This is a genomic window from Brachybacterium sp. AOP43-C2-M15 (genome assembly GCF_052446295.1).
Classification (GTDB): Bacteria; Actinomycetota; Actinomycetes; order Actinomycetales; family Dermabacteraceae; genus Brachybacterium.
Genome location: NZ_JBQSWB010000009.1, coordinates 34,038 through 59,066 on the forward strand (window position 1 = coordinate 34,038; position 25,029 = coordinate 59,066).

A 25,029-nucleotide genomic window follows, 5' to 3' on the forward strand; every position below is an offset into this window, starting at 1 on the left:
TTTCGCTGGCGTCAGTTCTGGTGACCGGAGGATACCCCGGCGATGCGGTCCCGCACCTGAGAGGACAGGGGATGATCGGGGTCGAGTCCTGTGATCTCGGCCGTCGCCGCGTCGGCGTCCTCCTCACGGAGGATCTCCTGGAGGCGGTCGACCTCCTCATCCCCGTCGGGCGTGAAGGACAGCGCCGCGGAGAGCGCCGAGAGCAGGGCGTCGTGCCCGAGGCCGCGCTCGGCCAGCTCCGCGGCCGGGCCGATGATCCGCTCGTGGCGGGAGAGCTTGCGCAGCGGCGCCCGCCCCACCCGCTCGACCGGATCCGGCAGGGCGGTGTTGGCGAAGCGACCCAGCACCTTCGTGCGGTAGGAGGCCATCTCCTCCTCGGCGAAGCCGTGCTTGGCGACCAGCAGCGCCGAGGTCTCGGCGAGCACGCCCTCGACCTCGCGGGCGACTGCCGGATCCGCGATCGCCTCGGCGATCCGCTCGTGACCGGCCGCCCAGCCGTGCCAGGCGGTGGTCGCGTGGCCGGTGTTCACCGTGAACAGCTTGCGCTCGATGTACGGGCCGAGGTCCTCGACCCAGGTGATCCCCGGGATGTCGGGCTCGTGGCCCTCGAAGGGCCCGCGCTCGACCGCCCACTCGTAGAAGTCCTCGACGGTGACGTCGAGGCCCGCACCCTCCGCCTGGACCGGCACGATCCGGTCCACGGCGGTGTTGGCGAACAGCGCCTTCTCCTCGAGGTCCTCGCCCTGGTAGTTCGCGCGGATCTCCTGCTCGAGGAGGTCCGTCGCGTTGATCGCGTTCTCGCAGGCCAGCACCGCGAGGCGGGGCGCCCCGTCCGGACGGGCCGCGATCCCGGCGGCGATGTTCGGCGCGACGAAGCGCAGGATGTGCGCCCCGACCGCCGTGGTGACCAGATCGGCCGAGGCGATCTGGGCGGTCAGCCCCTCGGGGTCCTGGGCGGAGTTGATCGCCGAGAACCCGTCGACCACCGTGGTGGTGGGGTCCTGGCCGACGGTGCTGACCGTGTAGGAGTCCGCCTGCTGCAGCTGGGACACGAGGGCCTCGGCGACGTCCGAGAACACCACCTCGCAGCCGGCCTCGTGGAGCAGCAGCCCCACGAAGCCGCGGCCGATGTTCCCGGCCCCGAAATGCACTGCCTTCATCGGATGCTCACTCCTTCGTGTCGCCGAGGATCTCGAGGATCTCCTCGGAGGTGGTCGCGTTCTCGAGCCGCTGGACCTGCGCCGGGTCCGAGAAGGTCATGGCGACCTTCTGCAGCAGCTCGAGATGCTCGTTGCCGACGCCCGCGATGCCGATCACGAAGGTGGTCGGGTTGCCGTTCCAGTCGATGCCGTCGGGATAGCGCACGAAGCTCATCGCCGAGCGCTTGATGGTCGACTTGGCATCGTTGGTGCCGTGCGGGATCGCGAGCCCGTTGCCCATGAAGGTCGAGACGGTGGCCTCGCGGTCGTGCATGGCGGTCACATAGCCCTCGTCCACGGCGCCGGCGGCGACCAGCAGGGCGCCGGCCTCCTCGATGCCCGTGCCGGAATCGGTCGCGCTGCCGTCGAGGACGATGCTCTCGGGGGAGAGGATCGGCGCCTGCTCCGGCGGCCGCTCGGCGGCGTGGCGGCCCCGCGGGGCGTCGTCGGCCCCGGCGGTCGCCTCCGCACCGGCGGCACCGGCCCCGGCACCCGCGACGGCCCCGGCACCCGCGCCTGCCCCGGTCGTGCCCGCCGGCACCGGCTCCTCCGCCGCGTCGGGGTCGTTGCGCTGCTGGACCAGGTCCACCACCTCGTCGTAGCGCGGCGAGTTCATGAACTGGTCCACGCTCACGTGCACGGCCGAGCCGGTGCGCTGGCGAGCGCGGTCGGTGAGCTCCTTCTGCGTCACCACCACGTCCCACTCGTCGTTCAGGCTCGAGATGGCCTTGTTGGTGACCTCGACGTCGTCGAAGCCGGCGGCGCGCACCTTCTTGCGCAGCACCGTCGCGCCCATCGCCGAGGAGCCCATGCCCGCGTCGCAGGCGAAGACGATCTTCGAGATCGGGCCGGTGTGGCCGGAGTCGTCGGCGGCCGCGACGGCGCCGGCTCCTGCTCCGGCACCCGTGAGGGCACCGGAGACGGAGGACTTCTTGCCCTTCATCTGCTCCATCTTCGCGGTGGCGGCGGCGATGTCGCCGTCGTCGTCCTTGCCGATCTTGAGGAACAGGGCGGAGAGCGCGAAGCTGACCGCGGCGGCCGCGATCACTGCGAGCGCGATCCCGAGATAGGAGTCACGGGCGGCCACGCCGAAGATCGCGATGATCGAGCCGGGCGCGGCCGGGGCGATCAGACCAGTGCCGAACAGGGTGTTGACCGCCACGCCCGTCATGCCGCCGGCGATGGCGGCGAGGATGAGGATCGGCTTCATGAGCACGTAGGGGAAGTAGATCTCGTGGATGCCGCCGAAGAACTGGATGACCGCGGCGCCGGGGGCGGAGGCGCGGGCGGCGCCCTTGCCGAAGATCGTGTACGCGAGCAGGATGCCGACGCCCGGGCCGGGATTGGCCTCGAGCAGGAAGAGCACCGACTTGCCGTCGACCGCGGCCTGGGAGATCCCCAGCGGGGTGAGCACGCCGTGGTTGATGGCGTTGTTGAGGAAGAAGACCTTCGCCGGCTCGATGAGCAGCGAGACCAGGGGCAGCAGTCCGGCGTTGACCAGTCCGGCGACGCCGTTGGCCAGCAGGGTCATCAGGCCGTTGACCAGCGGGGCGAGGCCGAAGAAGCCGGCCACCAGCATCACGAAGCCGAAGATGCCCGCGGAGAACATGTTCACGAGCATCTCGAAGCCGGCCGGGATGTGGTCCTCCCACAGCCGGTCCAGCTTCTTCATCAGCCAGGCGGCGAGCGGCGCGATGATCATCGCGCCGATGAACATGTGCACCTCGGGCAGGGCCTCGAAGGCCTCCTCCGCATTGCCGGCGGCGAGCCACCTCTCGAGCTCGGCGGCGTTCTCCTGCGCGACCAGCCAGTCCGAGCCCGCGATCACGCCCATGGTGGCGATGACGCCCACCACGGCGCCGCGCGCCTCGTAGATCATCCGGCCGCCGGTGTTCGCGATGAGCAGCGGCAGCAGGTAGTGGATCATCGGGCCGACGGCGCTCTCCAGCGGCGCGTTCGGCGTCCAGCCGTCCTCGATGAAGAAGGCGGTGAGGATGCCCCAGGCGATCAGGGCGGGGATGTTCGGCATCACCATGTTCGACAGTGAGGTGCCGACCTTCTGCAGCGCCACGCGCGGACTGAACCCGCTCTTGGCCTCGGTCGTTGTGGTCATGACACGTCCTCGTGGAGTTCCGGGGGCACGGGCCGAGCGCCCCGGTGGGCGACGACGCGCGCCGGCTGGCGCGCTGTGACCGGTCGGGGCCTACCCCGGGCGTGGTGCAGAGGGGTGCTCCGGCGGCGTGGGAGCAGTCTAGACCGGATTCAGGCGCTGCCAGCGGAGGAGTCGGGAAGGGCCCCGCCGTTCTCCGGGCGCTCCTCCTCCGGACGTTCGGCGGTGCGGGTCGCCCTCCAGCGGCGGTATGACAGCAGCGTCAGCGTGAGGACCACGATCCAGGAGATCACCACAGCGGCACCGGAGGCGATCCCCGGCTCGACGAAGAACGCGCCGATGGCGATGAGGGAGACCTGTCCCGGCAGGGCGGAGAGCGCGGTCGCGACGAGGAAGTCCCGGCTGGTGATGCCCAGGGCGCCGCTGCCGTAGTTCACCGGCCAGTAGGGGATGCCGGGCATCAGGCGCAGCGTGCACACGGCATAGAACCCGCCGTTCTCGAGGCGGTCCTCGACCATGTCGGCGTGCGATCCGAGGGCCCGCATCACGGTGTCACGGCCCAGGCCCCGTGCCACCCAGTAGCCGCCCCAGCAGCCGAGCGTCACCCCGATCATCGAGAGCACGGTGCCGCCGGCCAGCCCGAACAGCGTCCCGCCCACCACCGCCATGATCGTGACCGGGATCGGGGTGAGCGCGACCACCGCGTAGACGGCGACGAAGGCGAGCGGCCCCCAGGCGCCCAGATCGGCGAAGCCCGACCGCAGCTCGTCGGGGGAGGGAAGGCGCACGTTCAGCGCCAGCCAGACCATCACCAGCACGGTGACCACGAGGGTCGCGTTGCGCAGCAGGGAGCCCCAGGGCAGGCCCCCGCGGCGGAGGCGTGAGGCGAGCGCGGCCGGGGACGCGCTCTCGGCGGGATCGGGGGCGTGGTTCTCGGGCATCCCGCGATCCTAGGTGCCGTCGGCCCGATGGGCCGATGGGCCGATGGGCCGACGAGCCGATGGGCCAATGGGCCGATGGGCCGACGAGCCGGCCGGAGCCGCTCAGCGCTCGGTGGGTTCGACCCGCGCCTCCCCGGCGCGCACGGGGAAGGGCAGGTAGTTGTCCTGCGGCGGGCGCGGGCAGGTGCCCCAGACGCTGAAGGCGGAGGGGAAGTTCAGCGCGTCGTTGAGGTCCACCCGCACCCGGTCGCCGTCGAGCTGCGCGCTCACCTGGCGCCACTCGGCGCTCTCGGTCCCGGATGTCTCGTCGGTGAACAGCAGGCTCGACTCGCTGGTGAGCACGAGATCGACCTCCGTGCCCGCGATCTCGAGCGTGGCCACGCCGGGGGAGGGCAGCTCCTGCGCGAGCCACGGCAGCGCCGAGCCGACCCTCACCGTGCTCGGGGCGGACCGGAACCTCCCGGTGAGCACGAGAGCGGGGTCGTAGGGGAAGGTCGGCACCCCGTCGAAGCCGGTCAGGCGGGGTGCGGCCGGGTCCAGCAGGCGCAGGCCGATCCGCCCGCCCCGGCGGATCGCGTCGATGTGCACGTCCTCGCCGAAGCTCGCCAGGCGCACGTCGCCCTCGCCGTTCACGCTCGCGATGGTGACCTCGCCGTCGCGGCGGACCTCGATCTCGGGGGCGCCGGCGAGCAGGGTGAGCTCCGCTCCCGCGAACGTCACGACCAGCGTCCCGTCGATGATCTCCCAGCTGCCGGGGACCTGATCGGGGCGCACCGTCCCGGCGTCCGGATCGATCCAGTGCAGTCCCACCTGGGCGAGGATTCCGTGGGGTGCGGCCAGGGACTCGTCCCGGCGGCGGCGCAGGGCGAGCCAGGACTCGGGGGCGTCGGTCTGCTCGGTGGTGGTCTGCGCGGTGGTGGTCTGCTCGGTCTCGGCGGCGGTCGTCGCGTGCTGGGTCATCGGGCTCTCCTCGGTCAGGTCGGGCCCTCGCAGTCTGCACGGCGGCCGGCGGCCGGGGCGAGCCCGGCGTGATCTGCGTTCACGATCTGCCCTCACGGTCAGCGCCCGGGATCGTGGTCCACGGTCCGGCGCACGGGGCCGTGGTCACCACACGGCGCGCAGCACCCGGATGACGTCCTCGAGGTCCCGGCCGTCCTCGCGCCCCGTGGAGGCCAGCCGCCGGGCGGCGCGGGCGAGCGCGGGGGAGACGGAGGAGGCCTGATCGCTCACGCGGGTCCCGGACCCGGGACGGGAGACGACCAGCCCGTCGGCCTCCAGGGAGCGATAGGCCTTCGCGACCGTCCCGGGCGCGACCTGCAGATCAGCGGCCAGCTGGCGGACCGAGGGCAGGCGCTCGCCGCGGGCGAGGGCCCCGGTGGTGATCAGCCCGGTGACCCGGTCCCGGATCTGCTCGGACGGACTCCCGGCGCCCGCCGAGATCTCGATGATCATGCCGACTCCGCGGAGGGGGCGCCGTCGTGACGCACCCCGCCCCGGGGGCGGGTGCCGCGGAGCGCGCTGAGCGTGGTGAAGACCCACAGGCCCAGGCCGATCGCTCCGGCCAGCAGCGCACCGAGCTCCATCAAGGGCGCCAGCGACGCGAAGGGCGGGACCGAGCGGAAGTGCTCACCGGAGCCGGCGCTCGCGGTGAGGCTCGAGGCGGCGGTCCCGGCCAGGTCGCCGAGGACCGTGGCGAGGTGGAGCAGCATCGCCCCGGTGGCGATCCGGGCGACGTTCGTGCTGCGCAGCCGACGACGGTCCACGTCCTCCTCCAGGTCCGCGCGCTCCGCGGGATGCGGCGGGCGGGCGATCACCGTCCATGCCGCGACGGTCACCGCGAGCAGGAGCACCAGGCAGAGCAGCGGTCCGGAGGAATGGTGCCATCCGTAGAAGTCCGTCGACATGCTCGAGCTGTCGAACCCGAAGTCGTACCGCGTGTAGCGCCCCTCCTCGTCGGGCCGGGAGGCGAGGCCCGCGGCCACGGTCACGGCGAGCACCACGCCCAGCACGCCCAGCACCACCGCTGTCCAGGCCCGGGGGACGAACGAGGACCAGGTGCGGCGGGCCAGGGAGGCGCCGACGGATCCCTCCTGCGGCGCGGGGACGGCGAGGGCGAGGACCACGAGGACCCCGAGGGCGAGCGGGAGGAGGTAGCGGACCGTCGCGAGGAGCTCGAAGGGGTAGGCGGAGAAGGCGGGGGAGTGCATCGCCCCCACCGCGCCACCCCGGATCGCGATCACCGCCAGCGATGCCACGCCCGCAGCCGTGACAGTCAGGAGCGCGCTGCGGCGGTCGAGCCCGACGGTCGGCCCGCGGCCGAGGAGCCGCAGGCCCACCGCGCCGGCGACGCCGAACAGGACCCCGAGCAGGACGGGTGCGAGCAGGTACCACATAAGATCCCCCGATCTGTATCAGCTGGGTGATACACACCGTACCATCCCAATGGTACGGCTGGGGTTCGTGGTGCTGCGGGTGCGGCGCTGCGGAGCCGCTGCGTCGGCGCGACGGCTCAGATCCTGCCCTGGGCCTCCGTGCCGGCGGGGATCGGGGTCATGCGGGTGACCAGGGCCGGCTTCTCGATCAGGTCCGCGACGTCCTCGCGGAGGATGGCGACCTGGTCGCTGTCGCCATGGGTGTCGAGGGCCTCGGCCGAGGACCACTTCTCGATCATGGTGATCGTGCCGTCCTCGGCGTCGTGGATCGAGTACAGCTCGCAGCCCTCCTCCGTGTGGACGGCCTCGATGCCGCGGCGCATGGCCTCGGCCAGCTCCTGCTTCCGGCCGGGCTTGGGGAAGAACACTGCGGTGACGACGACGGCGGTCATACGGGCTCCTGGTGCTGATCGGGGTGGTGCGGAGACTCCATCCTGCCCGGCGGCGGCGCACGGATCCAGCGCGTCCCAGCCCCGGCTCCTCATCGGGCCGTCCACGCCTCCCACAGCCGCGCGTAGATCCCCTCGCCGCGGCTCAGATCGGCATGGGTCCCGGAGTCGACGATGCGCCCGTGCTCCATCACCAGCACCCTGTCGGCGGTGACGGCCTGGGAGAGGCGGTGGGCGACCACCAGCCCGCCGCGCTCCGTGAGCACCGCCTGCGCCGCGGTCTCCAGCTCCTGTGCGCCGGAGGACCCGGCCTCGGCGGTCGCCTCGTCGAGGACCACGAACTCGGGATCGGCCAGCACGATCCGTGCCAGGGCGAGCATCTGCTCCTGCATGGCGGTCAGGGCGTGGCCGCCGTCGCCGACGACGGTGTCGGGGCCCTCGGGGAGGGTGTCGACCCAGCGATGGGCCCCCACGACCTCGAGCGCCGCGAGCACGTCCTCGGGCGAGGCGTCAGGCCGCGGCACGCGCACGTTCTCGGCGAGGGTGTCGCCGAAGACGTGCACCTCCTGGCTGATCATCGAGATGCGGGCGCGCAGCGCGGCGGGCGGCAGCTCGCGCACCGGGTCCGGCCCCAGGCGCACGGTGCCGGTCGTGGGCGCCACCGTGCCGGCGACGATCTGCGCGAGCGTGGACTTCCCGGCGCCGGTCGCCCCGACCACCGCGACCACCTCGCCCGGAGCGAGGTGCAGGTCCACTCCCGAGAGCACCGGGCGGTCCCGCTCGTAGGCGTGGCCGACGCCGCGGAGGACCAGGGCGTCGCCGTCGGCCGCGGGGGACAGGAGGGTAGTCGGCGGCGAAGGGGATGTCGCCGGCGGCGAAGGGAAGGGCGCCGACTCGGGCGGGGCGGGCACGGCCGCGGGCGGCACCGGCAGATCGATCACGCCCACCATCCGCGAGAGCGAGGCGCCGGCGGACTGGATCTCGTCGAACATGCCCACCAGGGCGCCGATGGGGTTGAAGAGGCGATGGAACAGCAGCGCCGCGGTCGCGACTCCGCCCGCCGTCAGCGAGCCGGCGTCCACCAGCAGGAAGCCGGCCAGGAGCAGCGCCGAGAGCACCACCGCCTCGGCACGGTTGTTGCGGGAGAAGGCCCGGGTGAGGAAGCGGAACACGTCGATCGACAGGTCCCGGGCGTGCGCCGAGGCGGCATCGATCCGCTCGAGCTCGACCCGCTCCGCCTCGAAGGCGCGCAGGGTCGCGGCCCCGCCGATGCCGCCGAGCACCCGCTGCGAGCGCACCCCGAAGGCGGTCCGCTCCTGGGCGTAGATCGGCCCGGAGCGCGGCAGGTACCAGCGCAGGGTGAGGGCGTACATCGGCACCGCGAGGAGCCCCACCAGTCCCAGCCTCCAGTCCACCGCCGTCATGCCCGCGGCGGAGACGGTGACGACGAACAGGGACTGCAGGAACATCGGCAGGATCACCGAGGCCGCCTCCGTGACCACGCGGGAGTCCTCCGCGACGCGGGAGACCAGGTCGCCGCGGCCCCCGCCCTCGACCACGGAGGAGTCCACCGCCAGCGCCGCATCGAGCACGTCCTCGCGCAGGGAGGCGACGGCCGGCTCGGCCAGCGCCCCCATCCATCGCCGACCCAGCCAGGTGCCGAGGGCGCCCACCGGCCCCGCGGCGAGGAGCAGGCCGGCGCCGACCAGCACGGGGCGCATCGAGGCCTGTGCGCGCAGCTCGTCGACGAGGGAGCCGACGACCCAGGGGCCCGCGAGTCCGGCGAGCGCCGTGACGAGGCCGGAGACGGCGATCAGGAGCAGCAGGATCCGCCGGCCCGCGAGCAGGGGGCGGAGGGCGGCGAGGACGCGACGTCGGGACGCCAGGGGCAGGATCATCGGGCGCCTCCTGCGAGGGAGGGGATCTCCACGACCTGGTCCGCGAGGGCGCGGAACGCCGGGGAGGAGGTCAGCACGACCGTGGTGCGCCCGGCGCGCTCGCGCTGCACCCCCCGTGCGACCTCCCACTCGGTGACGGAGTCGACGGCGCTGGTCGGGTCCTCGAGCACGAGCACCTCCGGGGCGGCGTACAGGGCGCGGGCCAGGGCGATCCGCTGGCGCTGCCCGCCGGAGAGGTTGCTGCCCGCCTCCCGGACCTCGTGGTCGAGGCCGCCGGAGACGACGCCGAGCACCTCCTCGGTGCCGGAGGCGGCGAGCACCGTCGCGGGCACCGGGGTGTCGCCGTCGTGGAGCATGGTGATGTTCGAGCGGAGGGTCCCGGCGAAGAGGTCCGCCGCATGCGGAGCGCTGATGACGGTCCCGGCCAGAGGGCGGGCGATGGCGTCGCGGCGCGCCCCGCCCACCAGGACGTGCTCGGCGCCCGCACCTCCGGCGAGGGCGCGCGCCAGGCGGCCGGCCGCGGCGGGGTCGGCGACGTCCAGGACGCACAGGGCCCCGTCGTCGATCCGCAGGTCCAGGGGGCGGACGAGTCCGATGTCGAGTCCCTCGACGGCGACCTCGGCGCTCGCGGGCGGGGGTCCCGACGGCTCCTCGCCGTCGCCTCCGCGCAGGAACTCCGCGATCCGGACGGCCGCCCCGTGGGAGCGGGCGAAGACCGTCATCGCCATGGTCAGGCTCTGGATCGGCTCGGCGAAGAACAGCGCGACGCCGACCACCGAGACCAGCTGCCCCACGCTGAGGTCACCGGTGCTCACGCGCCACCCGGCCACCAGCACCACCGCGGCGAGGATGACGCCGACGCCGAGCACTCCCAGGCCCGCGACCCTCCCCGAGACGTCGGCGGTGCGGATGCCGGCTCCGGCCGCAGCGGCGGAGGCCGTGCGGTACCGGCGGGAGGCCCACCGCTCGCCGCCGATCGCCTTGAGGATCCGCAGCCCGGCCATGGTGTCGCTCGCGACCGCCCCGGCCTCCGCCACGGCGGCCTGCTGTGCGCCGCTGCGTCGCGAGATCGCGCGGGAGGGGCCCGCGACCAGCAGGAGCGCGAGCGGGACGCCGAGGATCACCACCAGGCCGACCACCGCGTCGGCCCACAGCAGGTAGGCGGACGCGCCGAGGAGACCCAGCAGGGCGGAGCCGCCGAGGGCGATCTGTCGGAAGAGGAGCGCGGTGACGTCGGCGTCCGCGGAGGAGAGCGACAGCACCGCCCCGGGGCGACGGCCGGTCAGCGCCCCACGCGCCAGCAGCGCGTGCCGGGCCACCTCGACCCGCAGGTCGTGGGCCTCGAGATGCAGTGCGGTGTTCATCCGTCGCGCACCGAAGCGATAGGCGAAGGAGAGCACCGTGAACAGCAGCAGGATCCCGAGGACCGAGATCAGCAGCGCGGTGCGGTCCCGGGGGACGATTGCGTGATCGACCACCAGACCGATCGCGATCGGCACCAGCGCCTCGCAGAGCTGCCACACCGCCATCAGCAGCAGGCCGGGCACGATCAGCCGCAGACGGCGGCGGACCGCCCGACGCAGCAGGGAGCCGCCGGTGGGGGAAGGGGGCATCGGATGCTCTCGACGACGAACGGGCGCCTCGCTCGATGTCAGCGCCAGGGAAGGTCACCCTAACCCACGCCGGCCCGGTCGGGGTGACGAGGAGGGTCCCGACCCGCGGATCCGCGGGCTGCGGCGCCGGTCCCGGACGGGCTCGGAGTCCGGTGGGTCACACCGTGGACCGAGGACTGCCGCGGATGCCGTAGGCTTATCGCAGTCGTCCGCACTCGCCCCGCCCTCCGGCGCGGCAGCGGAGGGCACGCACGGCGCAGGATGCCTCCCTCGGAGGCGACCGACGACGGTCGCGCACCACATCCGACGGAATTGGATCTCCATCACCACCCTCGCTCCGCACCCTCTCGACGACGCTCCCGCGTCACCCCTCACCACAGCGCCGACGGCCCCGCAGGCCGTTGCAGCGCTCCCCTCCCTGCCCCGGCTCCGAGCCGACGGCGACGTCCTCGTCGCCGTGCTCGCCGGACGGGACCCCTCGGCCTCCGGGCCCCAGATCGACTGCACCGGCGACGACCTGTCGTCGGCCGCGGTCCCCGCGGTCCTCGCGACCGCAACCATTCCGCGGCGGAACACTCGCCACGGATCTACGGGTCACGACCGTGACTCACGACAACGAAGGAATATCGCCATGGCTACTGGCATCGTCACCTGGTTCAACTCCGACAAGGGCTACGGCTTCATCGCCCCCGAGGACGGCTCCGCCGATGTGTTCGCGCACTTCAGCGCCATCGCCGGCTCCGGTCGTCGCGACCTCGAGGAGAACCAGCGCGTGGAGTTCGACGTCGAGCAGGGCCCCAAGGGTCTGCAGGCCACGAACATCCGCGGCATCTGAGCGCTCCGGCCGATCCTCGGATCGGCCGACTGATCTCGACGCCCGTCGGGTCCGGCTTCGGCCGGGCACGGCGGGCGTCGTCGCGTCCGGGCCCGTGCGGCGACGGCTACCAGTCCACGACGTGCCGCCCGGCGGGAAGGTGCCGCGCGATCCCCGGCAGCTCGACCCGCGCCCGGGAGCCGGTCGGCACCTCGAGCTCGAGCCGGCGCCGCTCGCGATCCACCGCCAGCACGATCTCGCCCAGTTCGGTGGTGCGCGCGATGGAGATGCGGCCGACGGGGACGTCCGGGTCCGGGGCGACGAGGAACTCGCCCCAGCCGTCCGGGCCGCGGCGCAGTCCTGCCGCGTTCTCGTGGATCCAGGTCACCGGGGTGCCCATGAAGTAGTGGGAGCAGGAGCGCGGGTCCTCCCACATCTCCATGAAGGTGGAGTTCCCCGCCTCGAGCCATGCCTTCCAGCCCGGGGCGTCGGGAGCGGTCAGCACCCTCCAGGCGAGCGCGCCGTGGCCGTGCGCCGAGAGCACCGGCAGCAGGAAGCGCACCCCGATGTGGCCGCAGTCGTGATGGTCGCCGCGCGCCCCGATGTCCGCCACCAGGTTCCCCACCACCGCCTCGACCTGTGCCGGTGGCACGATCCCGGCGGCCAGCGGCAGCAGGTTGCTGGTCTGGCGGTAGGACGCGGAGCCCGGCTCTCCGATGGTGCCCGGGTCGCGGTAGACCCCCCGAGCCCGGTCGAGGAAGACGGTGTTCACCGCCCGCTCGAGGGCGGCCGCCTCCCCGCGCAGCGCCTCGGGGGCGGGGACGCCCTCGACGCGCTCCCCGCTCGAGGTCCACGGATCGGCGCAGGCCGCGCCGTCCGCGCACGTCGCGAGGTCCACCGCATGGGCGAGGCTCCGCAGCGCGCGGGCCACGAACAGGGAGCCCGTCAGGCGCCTGTCCTCGGGGGCGGGGCCGGGGCTGCCGGGGGTGAGGTAGTCGCCGAGCACCCCGGGGACCAGCCCGTCCCCGTCCCGCCGCCCGAGCTCGTGGTCGAGGTATCGCGCCGCCGCCCCGCCGTGCTCCCGCACCGGGGCGATCATGGCGTACTCGGTGGCGAGCTCGTCCAGCAGGGTCGGCAGCAGGCAGGTCCACTCCGGGGCGGGGGACAGCTCCTCGTAGCCCCAGCCGGGGTTCGGCGCGATCACCGAGAGGGAGCCGTCCTCGCGCTGTCCGTCGACCTGGTCGTCGAGCCACTTGCGCAGCATCCGGCGCATGTCGAAGCTCGCGGTCATCGCTGCCAGGGCGGTCAGCGCGTCACCGGTCCAGCCGTTCTTCTCGTGCATCGGGGTGTCGGTGGGGACGTGGTGCATGTTGTTGAGCAGGGAGGCGCGCATCGCCGCGTCGAACCGTTCGAGGAAGGTGTCCGAGGAGCGCAGCTCGCTCACCTCCCGCAGATCCGCGTGGGCGAGGATGCCGGTGACTGCCAGCGAGGAGAGGCTCCCCGAGACGGGGTCCAGCTGGACGTAGCGGAAGCCCTTGTAGCTGTGCCGGGGCGCGAAGCTGCGTGCGAGGCGGGGGTCCAGCCGGATGCGGTCCTGCTGGAAGCGGCCGGTGGGGACGTGCTCGTTGGCGTCGTCGACGCTCCCGTCGGCCCGCAGCTTCTCCCCGTGCCGTGCCACGAACTCGACCGGGGCGCCGGCGCCGGCCGCTCCCGTCGCGCCGTCGGGGAGGAGATCGTAGCGGCACCAGCCGGCGATCACCCGCCCCATGTCGAGCACGATCCGCTCGGGGGAGGAGGAGACGACGGACGGGGTGATCTCGGCCCGCTCCACCACCGGCTCCTGCCCCTGCAGCTGCATCAGCGGCTCCGGGACCGGCGCCCGGCGCCGTGCCCCGCCGCCGGGGCGGGCCACGAGCACCGGTGCCCAGTCCGCGTCGTCGTAGCCCGGCAGCAGCCAGGCCGTCGGGTCCTCGGTGGGGGAGAAGGTCTCGCCCTCGTACATCGAGTCGAAGGTCACCGGGCCGGGCCGGGTGCGCCAGTCCGCGCCCGTGGTGAGGGCGCGGGTGGTGCCGTCGGCGAGCTCCAGGCGCAGGCGGGCCCAGGCCCGCACCGGTCCCCGCCACGGCGCCTCGTGCCACCGCCAGACGTTCGGGCTCGTCATCGCGTGGAAGCCGCGCCCCAGCTCGATGGCCAGCACGTTCTCGCCCCGCAGGAGCAGCGGGGAGATCTCCGCCTCGCACACCTGCACCCGGCGGCGCGGGTCCGTCAGGCCCGGGTCGAGCCGGGAGCTGCTCACGGGGTCGCCGTTGACGTGGGCGCGGAAGGTGCCCAGCCCCGTCACCAGCAGCCGCGCGGAGACCGGCGGGGAGCCCAGGCCGAAGCGCAGGCGCAGCAGAGGATTCTGCGGGTCCTCGCCGGGGGCCGTGATCCAGCGTGCGAGGGACGGGTCGAGGAGGGTGGGGCCGAGGTCCGGCATGCGATGCCACCAGGTCTTCCGAGTCGTCGTCGACGGTCGGCGCCAGTCTGGCACGGTGCTCCCGCGGCGAGGGCGAGCCACGCCCCGAGGGCGGACAGCACTCTCCCAGCCGCGGCCGGGCCGGTGGTGCCACCATGGCCCGATGGACCTCGGAACCCTCGGCCGTGAGATCGCGGAGCGGATCGCGCCCGACGCCGTCCCGGCCCCGGGCTGGTGGATCCCGGCCGCGCTCGGGATCGCGCTCGTGGCCGTCGCGCTGCCGCCGCTGTGGCGCCTCGCCCGGCTCGCGGTGACCATCGTCCACGAGCTCGGCCACGCGCTGACGGGCATCCTGGTGGGTCGTCGCTTCACCGGCTTCGTGGTCAGCGCCGACATGTCCGGCCACGCCGTCACCGTCGGCGCCCGCCGCGGACCGGGCCGCGCCCTGTCCACGTGGGCCGGGTACCCGGCCCCGGCGGTGCTCGGTGCGCTGCTGGTGCAGATCGCGCTGCACGGCTGGGCCGCCACGGCGCTGTTCGCCGCGCTCGTGGTGCTGGTGGTCTCGCTCGTGTTCACCCGCTCGCTGCACACCCTCGCGGCGGTGCTCGGCACGGCGGCCGCGGTCGGTGCGCTGTGGTGGTGGGGGAGCCCGGCGCTGACCGCTCTGCTCACCCTCGCCGCCGGGGTGTTCCTGCTGCTCGGGGCCTGGCGCCACCTGGGCGCCGTGGTCAGCGCCGGCGGCCGCGGTGACGATCCGGCGCAGCTGGCCCAGCTCACGCCGCTGCCGGGCTGGCTGTGGAGTGCGAGCTTCGCGCTGGTGATCGGCGCCTGCAGCTGGTGGGCCGGGGCGACGCTGGTGCCGCACGCCCTCGGCCTCCTCTGACCCGTGCCGACCTGACCCGCGCCGACCTGACCCGCGCCGGTCTCCCCGGGGCCCCGGCCCCAGGATATCCGGTTGTCCCGTGCCGTGCGGGGCCCGTACCGTGCCCGCCATGGGCATCATGAACGCACCGATGATGGTTCGGATCCGCCGCCGCTGACGGCGCGGACCCCGACCCTCTCCCGAGACTCCGCGCCGCCCCCGGTCCACCGCCGGGCGGCGCCTCATGCTGCCCGGCTCCTGCCGTCCCCGAGGAGCCTCCCGTGCCCCGCCACCATCCCGGAGCCCATGAGCTGGGCCAGAACTTCCTGCGCGATCCGCGCACCATCGAACGCATCGTCGACCTCGCCGCCCGCCGCCCGGGGCCCCTGGTCGAATGGGGCGCCGGCGACGGCGCGCTGACCCTGCCGCTGGCCGCGCTCGGCCGACCGCTCGAGGCGGTGGAGATCGATCCGCGCGCCGCGTCGGAGCTGTCCCGCCGCGTCGGCCCCCGCGTCACCGTCCGTCGCGGCGACATCCTGCACCACGCCCCGCCGCCCGGCGCGGTGCTGGTCAGCAACCTGCCCTACCACCTGACCACGCCGGCGCTGCGGCACCTGCTGCGCACCGAGGGGTGGACCCGCGCCGTGCTCGTCACCCAGTGGGAGGTCGCCCGCAAGCGCGCCGCGGTGGGCGGGGCGACGATGCTGACCGCGCAGTGGTGGCCGTGGGTCGCCGCGCGCCTCGAGGGCCGCATCCCCGCCTCCGCCTTCCGCCCCCGGCCGAGCGTCGACTCCGGGCTGCTGGTGCTCGACCGGCGCCGGGAGCCGCTCCTGTCCCGCCGTGACCGGAACGACTACCAGCAGTTCGTCCGGCGAGTGTTCACGGGGCCCGGCCGGGGGACCGAGCAGGTCCTGCGGCGCAGCGGCCTCTCCGCCGACGGGTCGCGGCGCTTCCTGGACCGTCACGGGTACTCGCCGCGCGTGCTCCCGCGCGACGTCGATCCCGCTCACTGGGCCGATGCCTTCGCACGCACCGCACGATGAGCGCGCAGAATCCGACCCACCGCGAGGAAGCCGGCGGCCGCCAGCACGGCAGGGGCCACGGCCAGGACGGGGACCCGGTCCAGGCCCCACCGGTCCACGGCGCCGCTGCCCGCAGCCGCCCCGACCGCGATCCCGAGGTTCATGGCCACCGGCATCGTGGTCCCCGCGAGGCGACGATGCTCGGGCCCCGCCGTGCGCATCAGGTACGTCTGCACCGAGGGACCGACCGCACCGACCACGAGCCCCCACAGCAGCACGATCATCAGATCGCGCAGGAGGGAGGAGCCGAGGGCCGGGAGCAGGGCCAGGCTCGCCGCCATCATCGCGGCCAGCAGCACCGCCAGCCGACCGGGGCTGCGATCCCCGACCGCGGCCACGGCCGCCACCCCGGCCACCCCGACCGCACCGAAGGCCACCAGCAGCAGCGGCGCGGGAAGCGCACTGGGCGCGAGGATCTCGGCGACGAAGGTGAACGGCATGAAGTGGGCCGCGAGCAGCAGGCCGCCGAGCGCACCGATCACCGGCACCGGCCAGAGCGGGCGGCGCACGTCGGTCTCGACCGTGCCGGCCCCGTCCTCCGTCACCACGGGGGTCGCGCGCAGGACGACCAACGCCACCGCGGCCACCAGCAGCGCCATGACCCCCAGCACGACGAAGGGGATGCGCCAGCCCGCCAGGTCGGCCAGTGCGTTCCCCACGGGGATGGAGACGACCGTCGCGATCGTCCCGCCGAACAGCACCACGGCCGTGGCCCGCGCCATCGAGCCCTCCCGGACGATCGAGACCGCGTGGACGTTGATGGTGGCCCACAGCAGCCCTGTGGCGGCGGCAGCGACCAGACGCGATCCCATGGCGACGGCGTAGGTCGGGGCGGAGGCCGTGACCAGCGTGGCCAGAGCCACCACCGCGAGCGCCCCGGCGATGACGGCCGGACGGTCGAGGCGGGCCATCAGTCGCGTCAGCGGGAAGCTCGAGACCACCACGGTGGCCGCCCAGGCGGAGACCAGGAGCCCGGCGGTGGCCAGCTCGACGCCGAGGTCCGCGGTGAGCATCGGAAGCACGGCGGTGGGCATCATCTCGGCGCTGACCACGATGAACACCGTTGCCGACATGGTGACGAGGGCGGTCCGGGGAGTCCTGGACAGTGGGGTCGTGGCGCGAGGGGGCCCGAGGGCGGGGGAGGGTCGTGCCGATCGTGTGCTCTTCATGCCGGGCACGCTAGAGTCTCACACCGATGTCAATGTCAAGCGGGTGTGTTCCGACGCCGTGATCCGACGCGGGCGACGGGACGGGAGGAGCGGGACGATGAGGATAGGCGAGCTCTCCCGGCGCACCGGTGTGGCCCCGCGCCTGCTCCGCTACTACGAGGAGCAGGGGCTGATCGCCTCGCACCGCGCGTCCAACGGATACCGGACCTACGACGAGGAGCACGTCGAGCGGGTCCGGCAGGTGGCCGTGATGATCCGCTCCGGTCTGACCACGCGCCTGGCCCGGGCCCTGCTCGAGCTCGAGGAGATCGAATCGCGGGAGCGGGCGGAGACGTGCAGCCGTGGCGTCGCCGAGCTGCTCGCGGAGTCCCTGCACGACATCGAGGGCAGGATCGAATGCCTCAGCAGGAGCCGTGACACGATCCGCGGGTTCCTGGCGCGCACGGAGCATCGCGACCTGCTCGAGACGGAGCACGGATCCCGGGGGTGATCTGAGTGGAATGGTCCGTGGTCCTCTCGCTGCTCGAGGCGCACGACCTCCTCATCGCCCGCGAGGTGATCCAGCGCGGCGTCGCGGCGGTGTTCGTCCTCGCCTTCCTGTCCACCTTCCACCAGTTCCCGGTGCTGCTGGGCGAGCGCGGCCTGCTGCCGGTCCCCGAGCACCTCGAGCGCCTCGAGCGCCTGGGGCGTCGCGGCGGCCCGACGCTGTTCCACCATGTCCCCTACAGCGACGCCCTGCTGCGCGGGATGTGCGCGACGGGCATGCTGCTGGGGATCTCGGTGGTCCTCGGGCTGCCCCAGCAGGGGCCGGCCTGGAGCATGATCGCGGTGTTCGGTGCGATGTGGGCCCTGTACCTCTCGATCCACTCCGTCGGCCAGGTCTTCTACGGCTACGGCTGGGAATCGATGCTGCTGGAGTGCGGGTTCCTGGTCGGCTTCCTCGGCTCGCACGCGGTCGCCCCGCCGCTGCTGATGCTGCTGTTCCTGCGCTGGATGCTGGTGCGGCTCGAGTTCGGGGCCGGGATGATCAAGATGCGCGGCGACTCCTCCTGGCGCGATCTCACGGCGATGGACCATCACCATCAGACCCAGCCGATGCCCGGCCCGCTCAGCCGGCTCGCCCACCTCGCCCCGCGCTGGTGGCACCGTCTCGAGGTCCTCGGCAGCCACGCCGTGCAGCTCGGGGTGATCTGGCTGGTCCTGCTGCCCCAGCCGATCGCCTCGATCGCCGCCTGCCTGGTGATCCTCACCCAGCTGTTCCTCGTCGCGACCGGGAACTACGCGTGGCTGAACTGGTTGACGATCCTGGTCGCCTTCTCGGCGATCAGCGATTCCTTCCTGCGCTGGGTCGTCGGCGGGCCCTGGCCGGGCTGGGGCTGGCAGCACTGGCCGGTGATCGGCGCACCGGTCCCGGGGGACCCCTCGCCCCTGTGGTGGCAGCTGCTGGTGCTCGCCGTGGTCGCGGGCCTGCTGGTGCTCTCCTGGAGGCCGCTGCTGAACCTCTTCTCCTCCTCCCAGCTGATGAACGCGAGCTTCAACCGCTTCCACCTGGTCAACGCCTACGGCGCGTTCGGCTCCATGACCGAGAAGCGCTTCGAGGTGATCATCGAGGGCACCCTCGAGAAGGATCCGGACACCGCCGGGGACGAGGCCTGGTTCCCCTACGAGTTCGCGGGCAAGCCCGGCGACGTCCGCCGCCGCTCGCGCCAGTTCGCCCCGTACCACCTGCGCCTGGACTGGCAGATGTGGTTCCTCGCCCTGCGCCCCGGGGCGCAGGCCTGGTTCGTGGCCCTGCTGGAGAGGCTGGGCGAGGGCGATCCGGGAGTGCGGCGCCTGCTGCGGCGCGACCCCTTCGACGGCCGCCCGCCGACAGGGATCCGGGTGCGGTACTTCGAGTACCGCTACGCGGATCGGCGCGAGCGACGGGAGAGCGGTGCCTGGTGGGTGCGCACCGACCGCGGCGTGATCGCGCGGCTCTGAGCGGGCTGCGGAATGCGTAGGCTGTAGCCCTCCGTCCCGTCCCCGCCCCCGAGGAGACCCATGTCCGCGATCGCCGTCCCGGCCCGCCGTCCCGTCCTGGCCGATGTCCTGGCCCCGCACCGCACGCGCGTGCAGGACGCCGGCCTCGTGCTCGCCGGAGCGGGCGTCGTGGCCCTGCTCGCCCAGCTCACCATCCCGCTGCCGCTGGTGCCGATCACCGGCCAGACCCTCGGCGTGATCCTCGTCGGCGCCGCCCTCGGGTCCCGCCGCGGCGCGGCCGCGCTGCTGACCTACCTGCTCGTGGGCCTCGCCGGCGCTCCCGTCTTCGCCGAGTTCACCGGCGGCCCCGCCTCGGTGCTCTCCCCGAGCTTCGGCTTCATCCTCGGCTTCGTGCCGGCCGCCTTCGTGGCGGGCTGGTTCGCCGAGCGCGCCTGGGACCGCCGCCCGGTGCTGGCCATGGTCGGCTTCGTCGCCGCGAGCGCGGTGCCCTTCCTGGTGGGCGTGCCCTACCTCGCGATGATCCTCAACGCCGTGCTGGGCGCGCAGCTGGGCCTCGGCGCCGTGCTCGCCGCAGGGCTGTGGCCCTTCATCCCCGGTGGCCTGATCAAGGCCGCGCTCGCGGCGGCACTGATCCCCGCCGCGTGGCGCGGCGTGCGCGCTCTCGACGAGCGCGGCTGAGGAGCTGCGGCTGAGGTGCTGCGGCTGAGGTGCTGCGGCTGAGGTGCTGCGGCTGAGTCTCAGGGGGCCGAGCCTCAGAGGGCCGTCGGCGCCCGCAGCAGCAGGACCACGAGCGCGAGCGTGGGCAGCGCCGCCGCGGTGAACCAGCGCTTGCGGTAGGACAGCAGGATGACGACCTCGCGCAGCACGGCGCTGGGCACGTCGCGCAGCGCCGTCGGGGAGCCGATCACCTCGTCGTCATGGCCGAGCTGCCGCGCGAGCAGCGCGGCGCGGAAGGCGTGGTAGCGGCTGGTGCACACGGTGAACGGGCCCTGGTGTCCCGCCGCCTCGAGCAGCGGGCGGGACAGCAGCAGGTTCTCCTCCGTGGTGCGCGACGCCGTCTCGGCGAGCACGTCGGACGCCGGCACCCCTGCGACCTCGCGCAGGTACCGGGCCATCACCTCGCCCTCGGCCCGCGGCTCGCAGGGCCCCTGCCCGCCGGAGGGCACCAGCAGCGGTATGATGCCCAGAGCCAGCAGCCGCTCCCGCTCCCGCGCGGCCCAGTCCAGCCGGCTGCGCAGCAGCGGGGGCAGCTCTCCGTCGACGAGGGCGGAGCCGAGGACGATCACCCCGCCGCTGTCCAGCCGCCGAGGGAGCAGCTGGTAGGGCAGCGCGGCGCCCAGGATCGCGAGGAACGTCAGCCCCGCGTGCAGGGCGAGAAGGAGCAGCAGCGCCCCGAGGCCGACCGCGACGGGAGCCCCCGAGCGCACCAGTCCGGCGGCCGCGAGCGGGGCGGCGAGCAGGGACAGGCCGCCGAGGCCGATGCACAGCGATCCACGGGTGTCGTAGTCCTCCTGCACCGCCATCAGCCCGTTCCAGAGCATCGAGAGCCCGGCGACCAGCACGCCGAGCATCCCCAGGCCCGTGGCGGCGGTGAGCAGCGCGAGCCCTGTGCCGAAGCCCGGCGCGAGCGCTGCGACCACGGCGCCGACGCTCGCGACCAGGGCGATCAGCAGCAGCACCCCGGTGCGCAGCCGACGCCGGTCCCGGCGGAACACCAGCACGTAGACCGTCCAGCCGAGGACGGCCCCGCTCAGAGAACCCAGCACGACCGACTCCTCTCCCCGCGCGAGCGCTCATCGTGCCATGGCGGAGCGCTCCGGGAGCGTCCCGGGATCATCGCAGCGGGAGCACCCCGATATCCGCACCCAGCTCGGGAGCGCAGTGCAGGGCGAAGGCCGGCCAGATGCTTCCGGTGCGGGCGCGGATCCAGGCGAGGGCCAGCCCCATCACGAGAGCGAACACCCCGCCCCCGATGCTGAGCGACCAGGCGCCGTCGGCCCCCAGCAGCACCATGTGGCCCACGCCGAACAGGACCGCCGTGATCACGGTGCCCCATCCCAGCCCGGCCCCGAGCACGCGGCGACGCGCGGGCAGGGCGCGGTCCAGCACCGCGAGCATCGCCCCGCGCCAGATCAGCTCCTCCGTGAGGTTGGGCACGGTGGCGTCCCACAGCACCTGTTCGAGATCCACCGGCCGCGCTGCGGACTCCCCGGAGAGCACGGCGACCGCGCCGAGGGCGACGAACACGGTGAGGACGCCCAGCACGACGAGGAGAGCGGGGCGCGCGGATCCCGGCACGATCCTCCACCGCAGACCGGCCTCCTCCCGGGCCCAGCGCCGCAGCACCAGGACCAGGATCCCCACCCACAGCAGGTCCAGGAGCTTCCCCTGCCAGTTCCGCTCCAGACCGTCCCAGAACGGCAGCGGCGGCAGGCGGGTGCTGAGGGAGGTGAGCAGGAGGAACAGCGCCACCACAGCGGTCGCCGCCGTGGGTCGGACACGCGGCAGGCCCCGCAGCCGGTGCACCAGCAGCACGGCTCCGGTGACCACGACCAGCGAGCCCACGAGCACCAGGCCCCACAGCGCCGCCGCACCCAGGCCGGACAGGACACCGGACGGGACGGCCGCCCGCGAGCCGGGAGCGAGCACCGCGTGCGCCGCGATCGCCGCCCCCAGCGGGAGCAGGGCCGGCGGCAGCCAGCGCAGCGTGTCGGCGGGGGAGAGCGGGCGGGCCGGCTCCGAGGACGGGTGCATGCGCAGAGTCTTCCGGACCGGCCGCGTCGTGTCGACGAGGCGACGTCGACGGCGCCCGGGTCTCACCGGGGCGGGTCTCAGCGGGGCGCGGGCACCGCCGAGAAGGGAGCGAGGTGGCGGCCGATGTGCTCGGCGAGGATCGCGCCGTGACGGTCCTGGTGCGCGGCGAGCACTGCCAGGACGCGGTCGTGGATCGAGGACCCCGCGGCGTCCGTGCCGTTCAGCGAGTCGCCGTAGCCCACGTGCAGGATCTGGCGGGCGTCGTTCGAGCGGATCAGCTCGCGCAGGTCCGCGCCCTCGAGGGAGGCGGGGGTGCGGCTCTCCTCGGCGGAGACCTGGTAGCTCGCCCGGGCACGGACGTAGGAGGCGCGCGAGATCCCCCAGATCGCGGAGAACAGCTCCGGATCCTGCTCGGCGACGACCTCGAGCCCGCACAGGTAGCTGGTGCCGGACGTCTTCAGGTGCACCAGGCCCTCGGTGGCCTCGACGCACAGCGGGTAGATGGAGAACTTGTCCGAACCGGTGTGCAGGGAGATCTTGTACCCGCCGAACTGCTCGGCGATCGCGTGGTGCGCCTCGAGGTTCCTCCGCAGCTCCTCGGCGTCGCCGAGGAACTCCACGCCCTTCTCGAAGCCGTCCACGTAGCGCGGGGCGAAGCTCGACCAGGTGACGCCCAGGCGGCGGAGCTCCGCGGCGAGGTAGAAGTGCTCGAAGAAGGTCGTCTCCCAGGCGGTCTCGTCGACCGCGATCTCCACGTCCACCTCGTGCTCGGCGCGCTCGAGGAGGTGGTGGTGCAGTCGCACCGCCTCCACCACGGCGCGGCCGTACTTCACCGCCGCGGTCAGGACGTCCTGCTCGCCGACGGTGATCTGCTCTCCGCCGAGGTCCAGGGTCCTGCCCGCGTAGCGCGCCTCGAGGGACGCCAGGTCGTCCTCGAGCAGATCCCAGGGGAGGGCTTCGGCATCGGCCCGGGTGACGCCGGCGGTGACGTCGGCGACCGCGTCGCCGGGATCGAGGGTGAACATCACGAAGCCCGCCTCGAGCCCGCGGTCGATGCCCTCGGTGGTCTTGATGTGATCGCAGTCGGCGCCGAAGCCGCTCTCCCACCCCGCCTCGAGCAGCCCGAAGACGGCATCGTCCATGACGGAGCGGGCGCTGCGCCCCAGGCGGTCCATCTCGCGGATCGACTGCTGCGCGAGGACCGGCATCACTCCCGTGCCGTGCTCGGCGAAGGCGCGCGCCTGTCCCGGGGTCGCCAGGCCCATGCGGTCACCGGTGCCGACCGAGGTGCGGTGGTCGCTGATCCGTCGGGGACGCAGCACCGGGAACGCCGCCTGCAGCGCCACGGCGTTCGCGGTGCTCAGCGGTCCCGTGAGCAGGTGGCCCTCGCCGTGCGCGACCGCCGTGCCCTCGAAGGGGGTCAGGTCCTCGGCCGCGGGGGCGGTCACCTGCAGGGAGCGGGCGGTGCCGTCGACGCGGATGCTCGCCTCGAGGGCGTCGGTGCGCAGGGTCATCTTCTTCTCCGTCCGGAAGGGTGAGGGACCTCGACGTCCGCGGCGGCCACCCCTCCTCGTGCGACGTCCACGATGGCACAGAATCCCGCCGCGGGGAAGCCCTTTCCGGGAGGTGGTGGCCGGCAGTCGGCCAGTCCCGGCGCGGGCCGGCCGTCGCACCGTCGGCGCAGCACGCGCCCCGCCGATCGATCACCTGTCCGCGCACGGCCCTCCGACGCGGACGATCTCGTCTACGCTCCGACCATGAGCGACCTCGGCACCCTCATCGGAGATCTCCCCGGCATCGGACGGCCCGCGGCCCGCGCTCTCGCGGAGCAGGGCCTGCACACCGTCGGCCAGCTCGCGGATCGCGACTGGTCGCAGCTCGCCGAGCTGCACGGCGTGGGACCTGCCGCCGGTTGCCGGCTGCAGGCGGTCCTGGCCGAGAACGGCGCCACGCTGCAGAACCCGCCTGCGCCGCGGGAGCGTCGGGAGGTGGTCACGCGGGGCGCGACCGGCACGCAGGCGAAGGACATCAGGACCCATGCCACCGCGGTGGATCCGGCGGAGTACGTGGCGGGCCTCGACCCGCGCCGCAGCCGGGAGGGTGCCGTGCTGCTGGAGATGTTCGGCGAGGTCAGCGGCGAGCAGGCGACCATGTGGGGCCCCAGCATGATCGGCTACGGCGAGGTCCACTACCGCTACGCGACCGGCCGCGAGGGCGATACCTTCCAGATCGGCTTCAGCCCTCGCAAGGCCGACCTCGCGCTCTACGGCATCCAAGGATTCCCCCGCTCCGAGGAGCTGCTCGATCGGCTGGGCAAGCACCGCCGCGGCGTGGGCTGCGTCTGGGTCAGGAAGCTCGAGGACATCGACGTCGAGGTGCTGAGGGAGCTCGTCGCCCATGCCTGGGAGAGCGGTCCCGACGGCGGGTCCCAGGGCGCCGAGGTCTGAGCGGCGGCGGTCGGTCACCGCGCTCCGCCCCGGCACCGCTAGGCTGGGCAGCTGCCCCGTCGCCCCGAGGAGGACCATGTCGCCCGCTCCCGTGAAGCTCGCCGTCGGCGATGCCGCCCCTGATCTCGACCTGCCCGCCGCCGGAGGGGGCCGTGTGGATCTCGCGGCGCTCCGCGGCGCCCCGGCGCTGCTGTGGTTCTACCCCGCGGCCAACACCTCGTTGTGCACGAAGCAGGCCTGCGACCTGCGCGACAACCACCGGATGTTCCTCGACGCCGGATACCGCGTGGTCGGGATCTCGCCGGACCCGGTCGAGGAGCTGGACCGCTTCATCGCCGAGCAGGACCTGCCCTACACCCTCGCCTCCGACGAGTCCCACCAGGTCATGGAGGCCTACGGCGCCTGGGGCGAGAAGAACATGTACGGGAAGCTGGTGCAGGGCACCATCCGCTCGACCTTCGCGCTCGACGCCGAGGGCGTGCTCACCTTCGTCAAGTACCGCGTGGGCACCCCGAAGCACATCGCGCTGCTGCAGGAGAAGCTGGGCCTCTGAACCGGGCCCGGCGCGGAGCAGGGGTCGCTCGCGGGGAACGTCCTGCGGAGAATGTGACGTGATCTGCGCGCTCCCGCTTTGGCGCACCCCTCGCGCTCCCGTATGCTGTATCGGCGTGCCGGGCGAGAGTCCGGTGCCAGGAGACGTGGCAGAGCGGCCGAATGCGCTCCCCTGCTAAGGGAGTAGGCGACCAAAATCGCCTCGGAGGTTCAAATCCTCTCGTCTCCGCCGACGGAAGGGCCCCGGGCTCGCGGTTCGCCGCAGGCCCGGGGCCTTCGTAGCTCCAAGACGCGATGAAGATCGGGCCCGGGGTCGCCAGCAGGTGGGACCG

General features: G+C 73.5%; 22 protein-coding genes and 1 tRNA gene. 9 read left to right on the forward strand and 14 right to left on the reverse strand.

Going from position 1 to position 25,029, the window contains the following annotated elements:
• Positions 1 to 11 precede the first annotated feature (11 nt).
• The 9 genes from ACT3SP_RS11240 to ACT3SP_RS11280 form a co-directional block, all read right to left on the reverse strand.
• The gene (locus ACT3SP_RS11240) at positions 12 to 1,160 is read right to left on the reverse strand and encodes a mannitol-1-phosphate 5-dehydrogenase (RefSeq protein ID WP_444587377.1); all 1,149 of its coding nucleotides are present in this window, start codon (positions 1,158 to 1,160) and stop codon (positions 12 to 14) included.
• A gap of 7 nt (positions 1,161 to 1,167) precedes the next feature.
• Positions 1,168 to 3,312 carry a PTS sugar transporter subunit IIA gene (locus ACT3SP_RS11245; RefSeq protein ID WP_444587378.1) on the reverse strand — a complete coding sequence of 715 codons (2,145 nt, stop codon included), beginning with the start codon at positions 3,310 to 3,312 and terminating at the stop codon, positions 1,168 to 1,170.
• Between the two features lie 149 nt (positions 3,313 to 3,461).
• Complete coding sequence (locus ACT3SP_RS11250) at positions 3,462 to 4,250, reverse strand: TVP38/TMEM64 family protein (protein ID WP_444587379.1); 789 nt, start codon at positions 4,248 to 4,250, stop codon at positions 3,462 to 3,464.
• Between the two features lie 102 nt (positions 4,251 to 4,352).
• Positions 4,353 to 5,210, reverse strand: coding sequence for a DUF1684 domain-containing protein (locus ACT3SP_RS11255; protein ID WP_444587380.1), 858 nt, complete (start codon positions 5,208 to 5,210; stop codon positions 4,353 to 4,355).
• A gap of 144 nt (positions 5,211 to 5,354) precedes the next feature.
• On the reverse strand, positions 5,355 to 5,702 hold the full coding sequence (locus ACT3SP_RS11260) for a GntR family transcriptional regulator (protein WP_444587381.1): 348 nt from the start codon (positions 5,700 to 5,702) through the stop codon (positions 5,355 to 5,357).
• On the reverse strand, positions 5,699 to 6,643 hold the full coding sequence (locus ACT3SP_RS11265) for a hypothetical protein (protein ID WP_444587382.1): 945 nt from the start codon (positions 6,641 to 6,643) through the stop codon (positions 5,699 to 5,701). The genes ACT3SP_RS11260 and ACT3SP_RS11265 overlap by 4 nt, the downstream gene beginning before the upstream one ends.
• Positions 6,644 to 6,759: 116 nt before the next feature.
• On the reverse strand, positions 6,760 to 7,074 hold the full coding sequence (locus ACT3SP_RS11270; protein ID WP_444587383.1) for a putative quinol monooxygenase: 315 nt from the start codon (positions 7,072 to 7,074) through the stop codon (positions 6,760 to 6,762).
• Between the two features lie 89 nt (positions 7,075 to 7,163).
• The gene (locus tag ACT3SP_RS11275; RefSeq protein ID WP_444587384.1) at positions 7,164 to 8,969 is read right to left on the reverse strand and encodes an ABC transporter ATP-binding protein; all 1,806 of its coding nucleotides are present in this window, start codon (positions 8,967 to 8,969) and stop codon (positions 7,164 to 7,166) included.
• Positions 8,966 to 10,582 (reverse strand): ABC transporter transmembrane domain-containing protein, encoded by a 1,617-nt coding sequence (locus ACT3SP_RS11280; protein ID WP_444587385.1) that lies wholly within the window; start codon positions 10,580 to 10,582, stop codon positions 8,966 to 8,968. The genes ACT3SP_RS11275 and ACT3SP_RS11280 overlap by 4 nt, the downstream gene beginning before the upstream one ends.
• 631 nt (positions 10,583 to 11,213) lie before the next feature.
• On the opposite strand from ACT3SP_RS11280, the gene ACT3SP_RS11285 reads away from it, so the two are divergent.
• Positions 11,214 to 11,417, forward strand: coding sequence for a cold-shock protein (locus ACT3SP_RS11285; RefSeq protein WP_444587386.1), 204 nt, complete (start codon positions 11,214 to 11,216; stop codon positions 11,415 to 11,417).
• Positions 11,418 to 11,523: 106 nt separating this feature from the next.
• On the opposite strand, the gene ACT3SP_RS11290 is transcribed toward ACT3SP_RS11285, so the two are convergent.
• Positions 11,524 to 13,872 (reverse strand): family 78 glycoside hydrolase catalytic domain, encoded by a 2,349-nt coding sequence (locus ACT3SP_RS11290; protein ID WP_444587387.1) that lies wholly within the window; start codon positions 13,870 to 13,872, stop codon positions 11,524 to 11,526.
• Between the two features lie 142 nt (positions 13,873 to 14,014).
• On the opposite strand from ACT3SP_RS11290, the gene ACT3SP_RS11295 reads away from it, so the two are divergent.
• Positions 14,015 to 14,734 (forward strand): M50 family metallopeptidase, encoded by a 720-nt coding sequence (locus ACT3SP_RS11295; protein WP_444587388.1) that lies wholly within the window; start codon positions 14,015 to 14,017, stop codon positions 14,732 to 14,734.
• Between the two features lie 260 nt (positions 14,735 to 14,994).
• A complete protein-coding gene (erm, locus tag ACT3SP_RS11300; protein ID WP_444587389.1) occupies positions 14,995 to 15,756 on the forward strand; it encodes a 23S ribosomal RNA methyltransferase Erm in 762 nt (253 codons plus the stop codon).
• Here the strand turns inward: erm and ACT3SP_RS11305 are convergent.
• Positions 15,720 to 16,964: an MFS transporter gene (locus tag ACT3SP_RS11305; RefSeq protein WP_444587390.1), complete on the reverse strand. Its 1,245-nt coding sequence runs from the start codon at positions 16,962 to 16,964 to the stop codon at positions 15,720 to 15,722. The two genes, erm and ACT3SP_RS11305, sit on opposite strands and share 37 nt — an antisense overlap.
• 97 nt (positions 16,965 to 17,061) lie before the next feature.
• Here ACT3SP_RS11305 and ACT3SP_RS11310 point away from each other — a divergent pair, with 97 nt between their 5' ends.
• From ACT3SP_RS11310 to ACT3SP_RS11320, 3 genes are read left to right on the forward strand one after another with little or no spacing between them, the layout of a single operon-like run.
• Positions 17,062 to 17,454, forward strand: coding sequence for a MerR family transcriptional regulator (locus ACT3SP_RS11310; RefSeq protein WP_444587391.1), 393 nt, complete (start codon positions 17,062 to 17,064; stop codon positions 17,452 to 17,454).
• A gap of 5 nt (positions 17,455 to 17,459) precedes the next feature.
• Positions 17,460 to 18,944 carry a lipase maturation factor family protein gene (locus ACT3SP_RS11315; protein ID WP_444587392.1) on the forward strand — a complete coding sequence of 495 codons (1,485 nt, stop codon included), beginning with the start codon at positions 17,460 to 17,462 and terminating at the stop codon, positions 18,942 to 18,944.
• Positions 18,945 to 19,004: 60 nt separating this feature from the next.
• Positions 19,005 to 19,622, forward strand: a complete 618-nt coding sequence (locus ACT3SP_RS11320; protein WP_444587393.1) for a biotin transporter BioY — start codon at positions 19,005 to 19,007, stop codon at positions 19,620 to 19,622.
• Positions 19,623 to 19,696: 74 nt separating this feature from the next.
• On the opposite strand, the gene ACT3SP_RS11325 is transcribed toward ACT3SP_RS11320, so the two are convergent.
• The 3 genes from ACT3SP_RS11325 to ACT3SP_RS11335 all read right to left on the reverse strand — a co-directional run bounded on the left by ACT3SP_RS11325 (position 19,697) and on the right by ACT3SP_RS11335 (position 23,212).
• Positions 19,697 to 20,710, reverse strand: coding sequence for a YdcF family protein (locus ACT3SP_RS11325; RefSeq protein ID WP_444587394.1), 1,014 nt, complete (start codon positions 20,708 to 20,710; stop codon positions 19,697 to 19,699).
• A gap of 67 nt (positions 20,711 to 20,777) precedes the next feature.
• Complete coding sequence (locus ACT3SP_RS11330; protein ID WP_444587395.1) at positions 20,778 to 21,698, reverse strand: lysostaphin resistance A-like protein; 921 nt, start codon at positions 21,696 to 21,698, stop codon at positions 20,778 to 20,780.
• Positions 21,699 to 21,775: 77 nt separating this feature from the next.
• Positions 21,776 to 23,212: a tagaturonate epimerase family protein gene (locus ACT3SP_RS11335; protein ID WP_444587396.1), complete on the reverse strand. Its 1,437-nt coding sequence runs from the start codon at positions 23,210 to 23,212 to the stop codon at positions 21,776 to 21,778.
• Between the two features lie 243 nt (positions 23,213 to 23,455).
• Here ACT3SP_RS11335 and ACT3SP_RS11340 point away from each other — a divergent pair, with 243 nt between their 5' ends.
• The 3 genes from ACT3SP_RS11340 (at position 23,456) to ACT3SP_RS11350 (ending at position 24,926) form a co-directional block, all read left to right on the forward strand.
• Complete coding sequence (locus tag ACT3SP_RS11340; protein ID WP_444587397.1) at positions 23,456 to 24,145, forward strand: DUF1801 domain-containing protein; 690 nt, start codon at positions 23,456 to 23,458, stop codon at positions 24,143 to 24,145.
• 76 nt (positions 24,146 to 24,221) lie between these two features.
• Positions 24,222 to 24,698 (forward strand): peroxiredoxin, encoded by a 477-nt coding sequence (locus ACT3SP_RS11345; protein ID WP_444587398.1) that lies wholly within the window; start codon positions 24,222 to 24,224, stop codon positions 24,696 to 24,698.
• Between the two features lie 139 nt (positions 24,699 to 24,837).
• Positions 24,838 to 24,926 (forward strand) — tRNA-Ser (locus tag ACT3SP_RS11350).
• Positions 24,927 to 25,029: the final 103 nt, after the last annotated feature.

Excerpts from the sequence above, each read along its gene's own strand:
- ACT3SP_RS11290 (WP_444587387.1), bottom strand. The coding sequence starts at position 13,872 with ATGCCGGACCTCGGCCCCACCCTCCTCGACCCGTCCCTCGCACGCTGG.
- ACT3SP_RS11255 (WP_444587380.1), bottom strand. The coding sequence starts at position 5,210 with ATGACCCAGCACGCGACGACCGCCGCCGAGACCGAGCAGACCACCACC.
- ACT3SP_RS11265 (WP_444587382.1), bottom strand. The coding sequence starts at position 6,643 with ATGTGGTACCTGCTCGCACCCGTCCTGCTCGGGGTCCTGTTCGGCGTC.
- ACT3SP_RS11275 (WP_444587384.1), bottom strand. The coding sequence starts at position 8,969 with ATGATCCTGCCCCTGGCGTCCCGACGTCGCGTCCTCGCCGCCCTCCGC.
- ACT3SP_RS11320 (WP_444587393.1), top strand. The coding sequence starts at position 19,005 with ATGTCCGCGATCGCCGTCCCGGCCCGCCGTCCCGTCCTGGCCGATGTC.
- ACT3SP_RS11330 (WP_444587395.1), bottom strand. The coding sequence starts at position 21,698 with ATGCACCCGTCCTCGGAGCCGGCCCGCCCGCTCTCCCCCGCCGACACG.
- ACT3SP_RS11310 (WP_444587391.1), top strand. The coding sequence starts at position 17,062 with ATGAGGATAGGCGAGCTCTCCCGGCGCACCGGTGTGGCCCCGCGCCTG.
- ACT3SP_RS11250 (WP_444587379.1), bottom strand. The coding sequence starts at position 4,250 with ATGCCCGAGAACCACGCCCCCGATCCCGCCGAGAGCGCGTCCCCGGCC.
- ACT3SP_RS11285 (WP_444587386.1), top strand. The coding sequence starts at position 11,214 with ATGGCTACTGGCATCGTCACCTGGTTCAACTCCGACAAGGGCTACGGC.
- ACT3SP_RS11335 (WP_444587396.1), bottom strand. The coding sequence starts at position 23,212 with ATGACCCTGCGCACCGACGCCCTCGAGGCGAGCATCCGCGTCGACGGC.
- ACT3SP_RS11240 (WP_444587377.1), bottom strand. The coding sequence starts at position 1,160 with ATGAAGGCAGTGCATTTCGGGGCCGGGAACATCGGCCGCGGCTTCGTG.
- ACT3SP_RS11270 (WP_444587383.1), bottom strand. The coding sequence starts at position 7,074 with ATGACCGCCGTCGTCGTCACCGCAGTGTTCTTCCCCAAGCCCGGCCGG.
- ACT3SP_RS11295 (WP_444587388.1), top strand. The coding sequence starts at position 14,015 with ATGGACCTCGGAACCCTCGGCCGTGAGATCGCGGAGCGGATCGCGCCC.
- ACT3SP_RS11305 (WP_444587390.1), bottom strand. The coding sequence starts at position 16,964 with ATGAAGAGCACACGATCGGCACGACCCTCCCCCGCCCTCGGGCCCCCT.
- ACT3SP_RS11245 (WP_444587378.1), bottom strand. The coding sequence starts at position 3,312 with ATGACCACAACGACCGAGGCCAAGAGCGGGTTCAGTCCGCGCGTGGCG.
- ACT3SP_RS11280 (WP_444587385.1), bottom strand. The coding sequence starts at position 10,582 with ATGCCCCCTTCCCCCACCGGCGGCTCCCTGCTGCGTCGGGCGGTCCGC.
- ACT3SP_RS11260 (WP_444587381.1), bottom strand. The coding sequence starts at position 5,702 with ATGATCATCGAGATCTCGGCGGGCGCCGGGAGTCCGTCCGAGCAGATC.
- ACT3SP_RS11345 (WP_444587398.1), top strand. The coding sequence starts at position 24,222 with ATGTCGCCCGCTCCCGTGAAGCTCGCCGTCGGCGATGCCGCCCCTGAT.
- ACT3SP_RS11340 (WP_444587397.1), top strand. The coding sequence starts at position 23,456 with ATGAGCGACCTCGGCACCCTCATCGGAGATCTCCCCGGCATCGGACGG.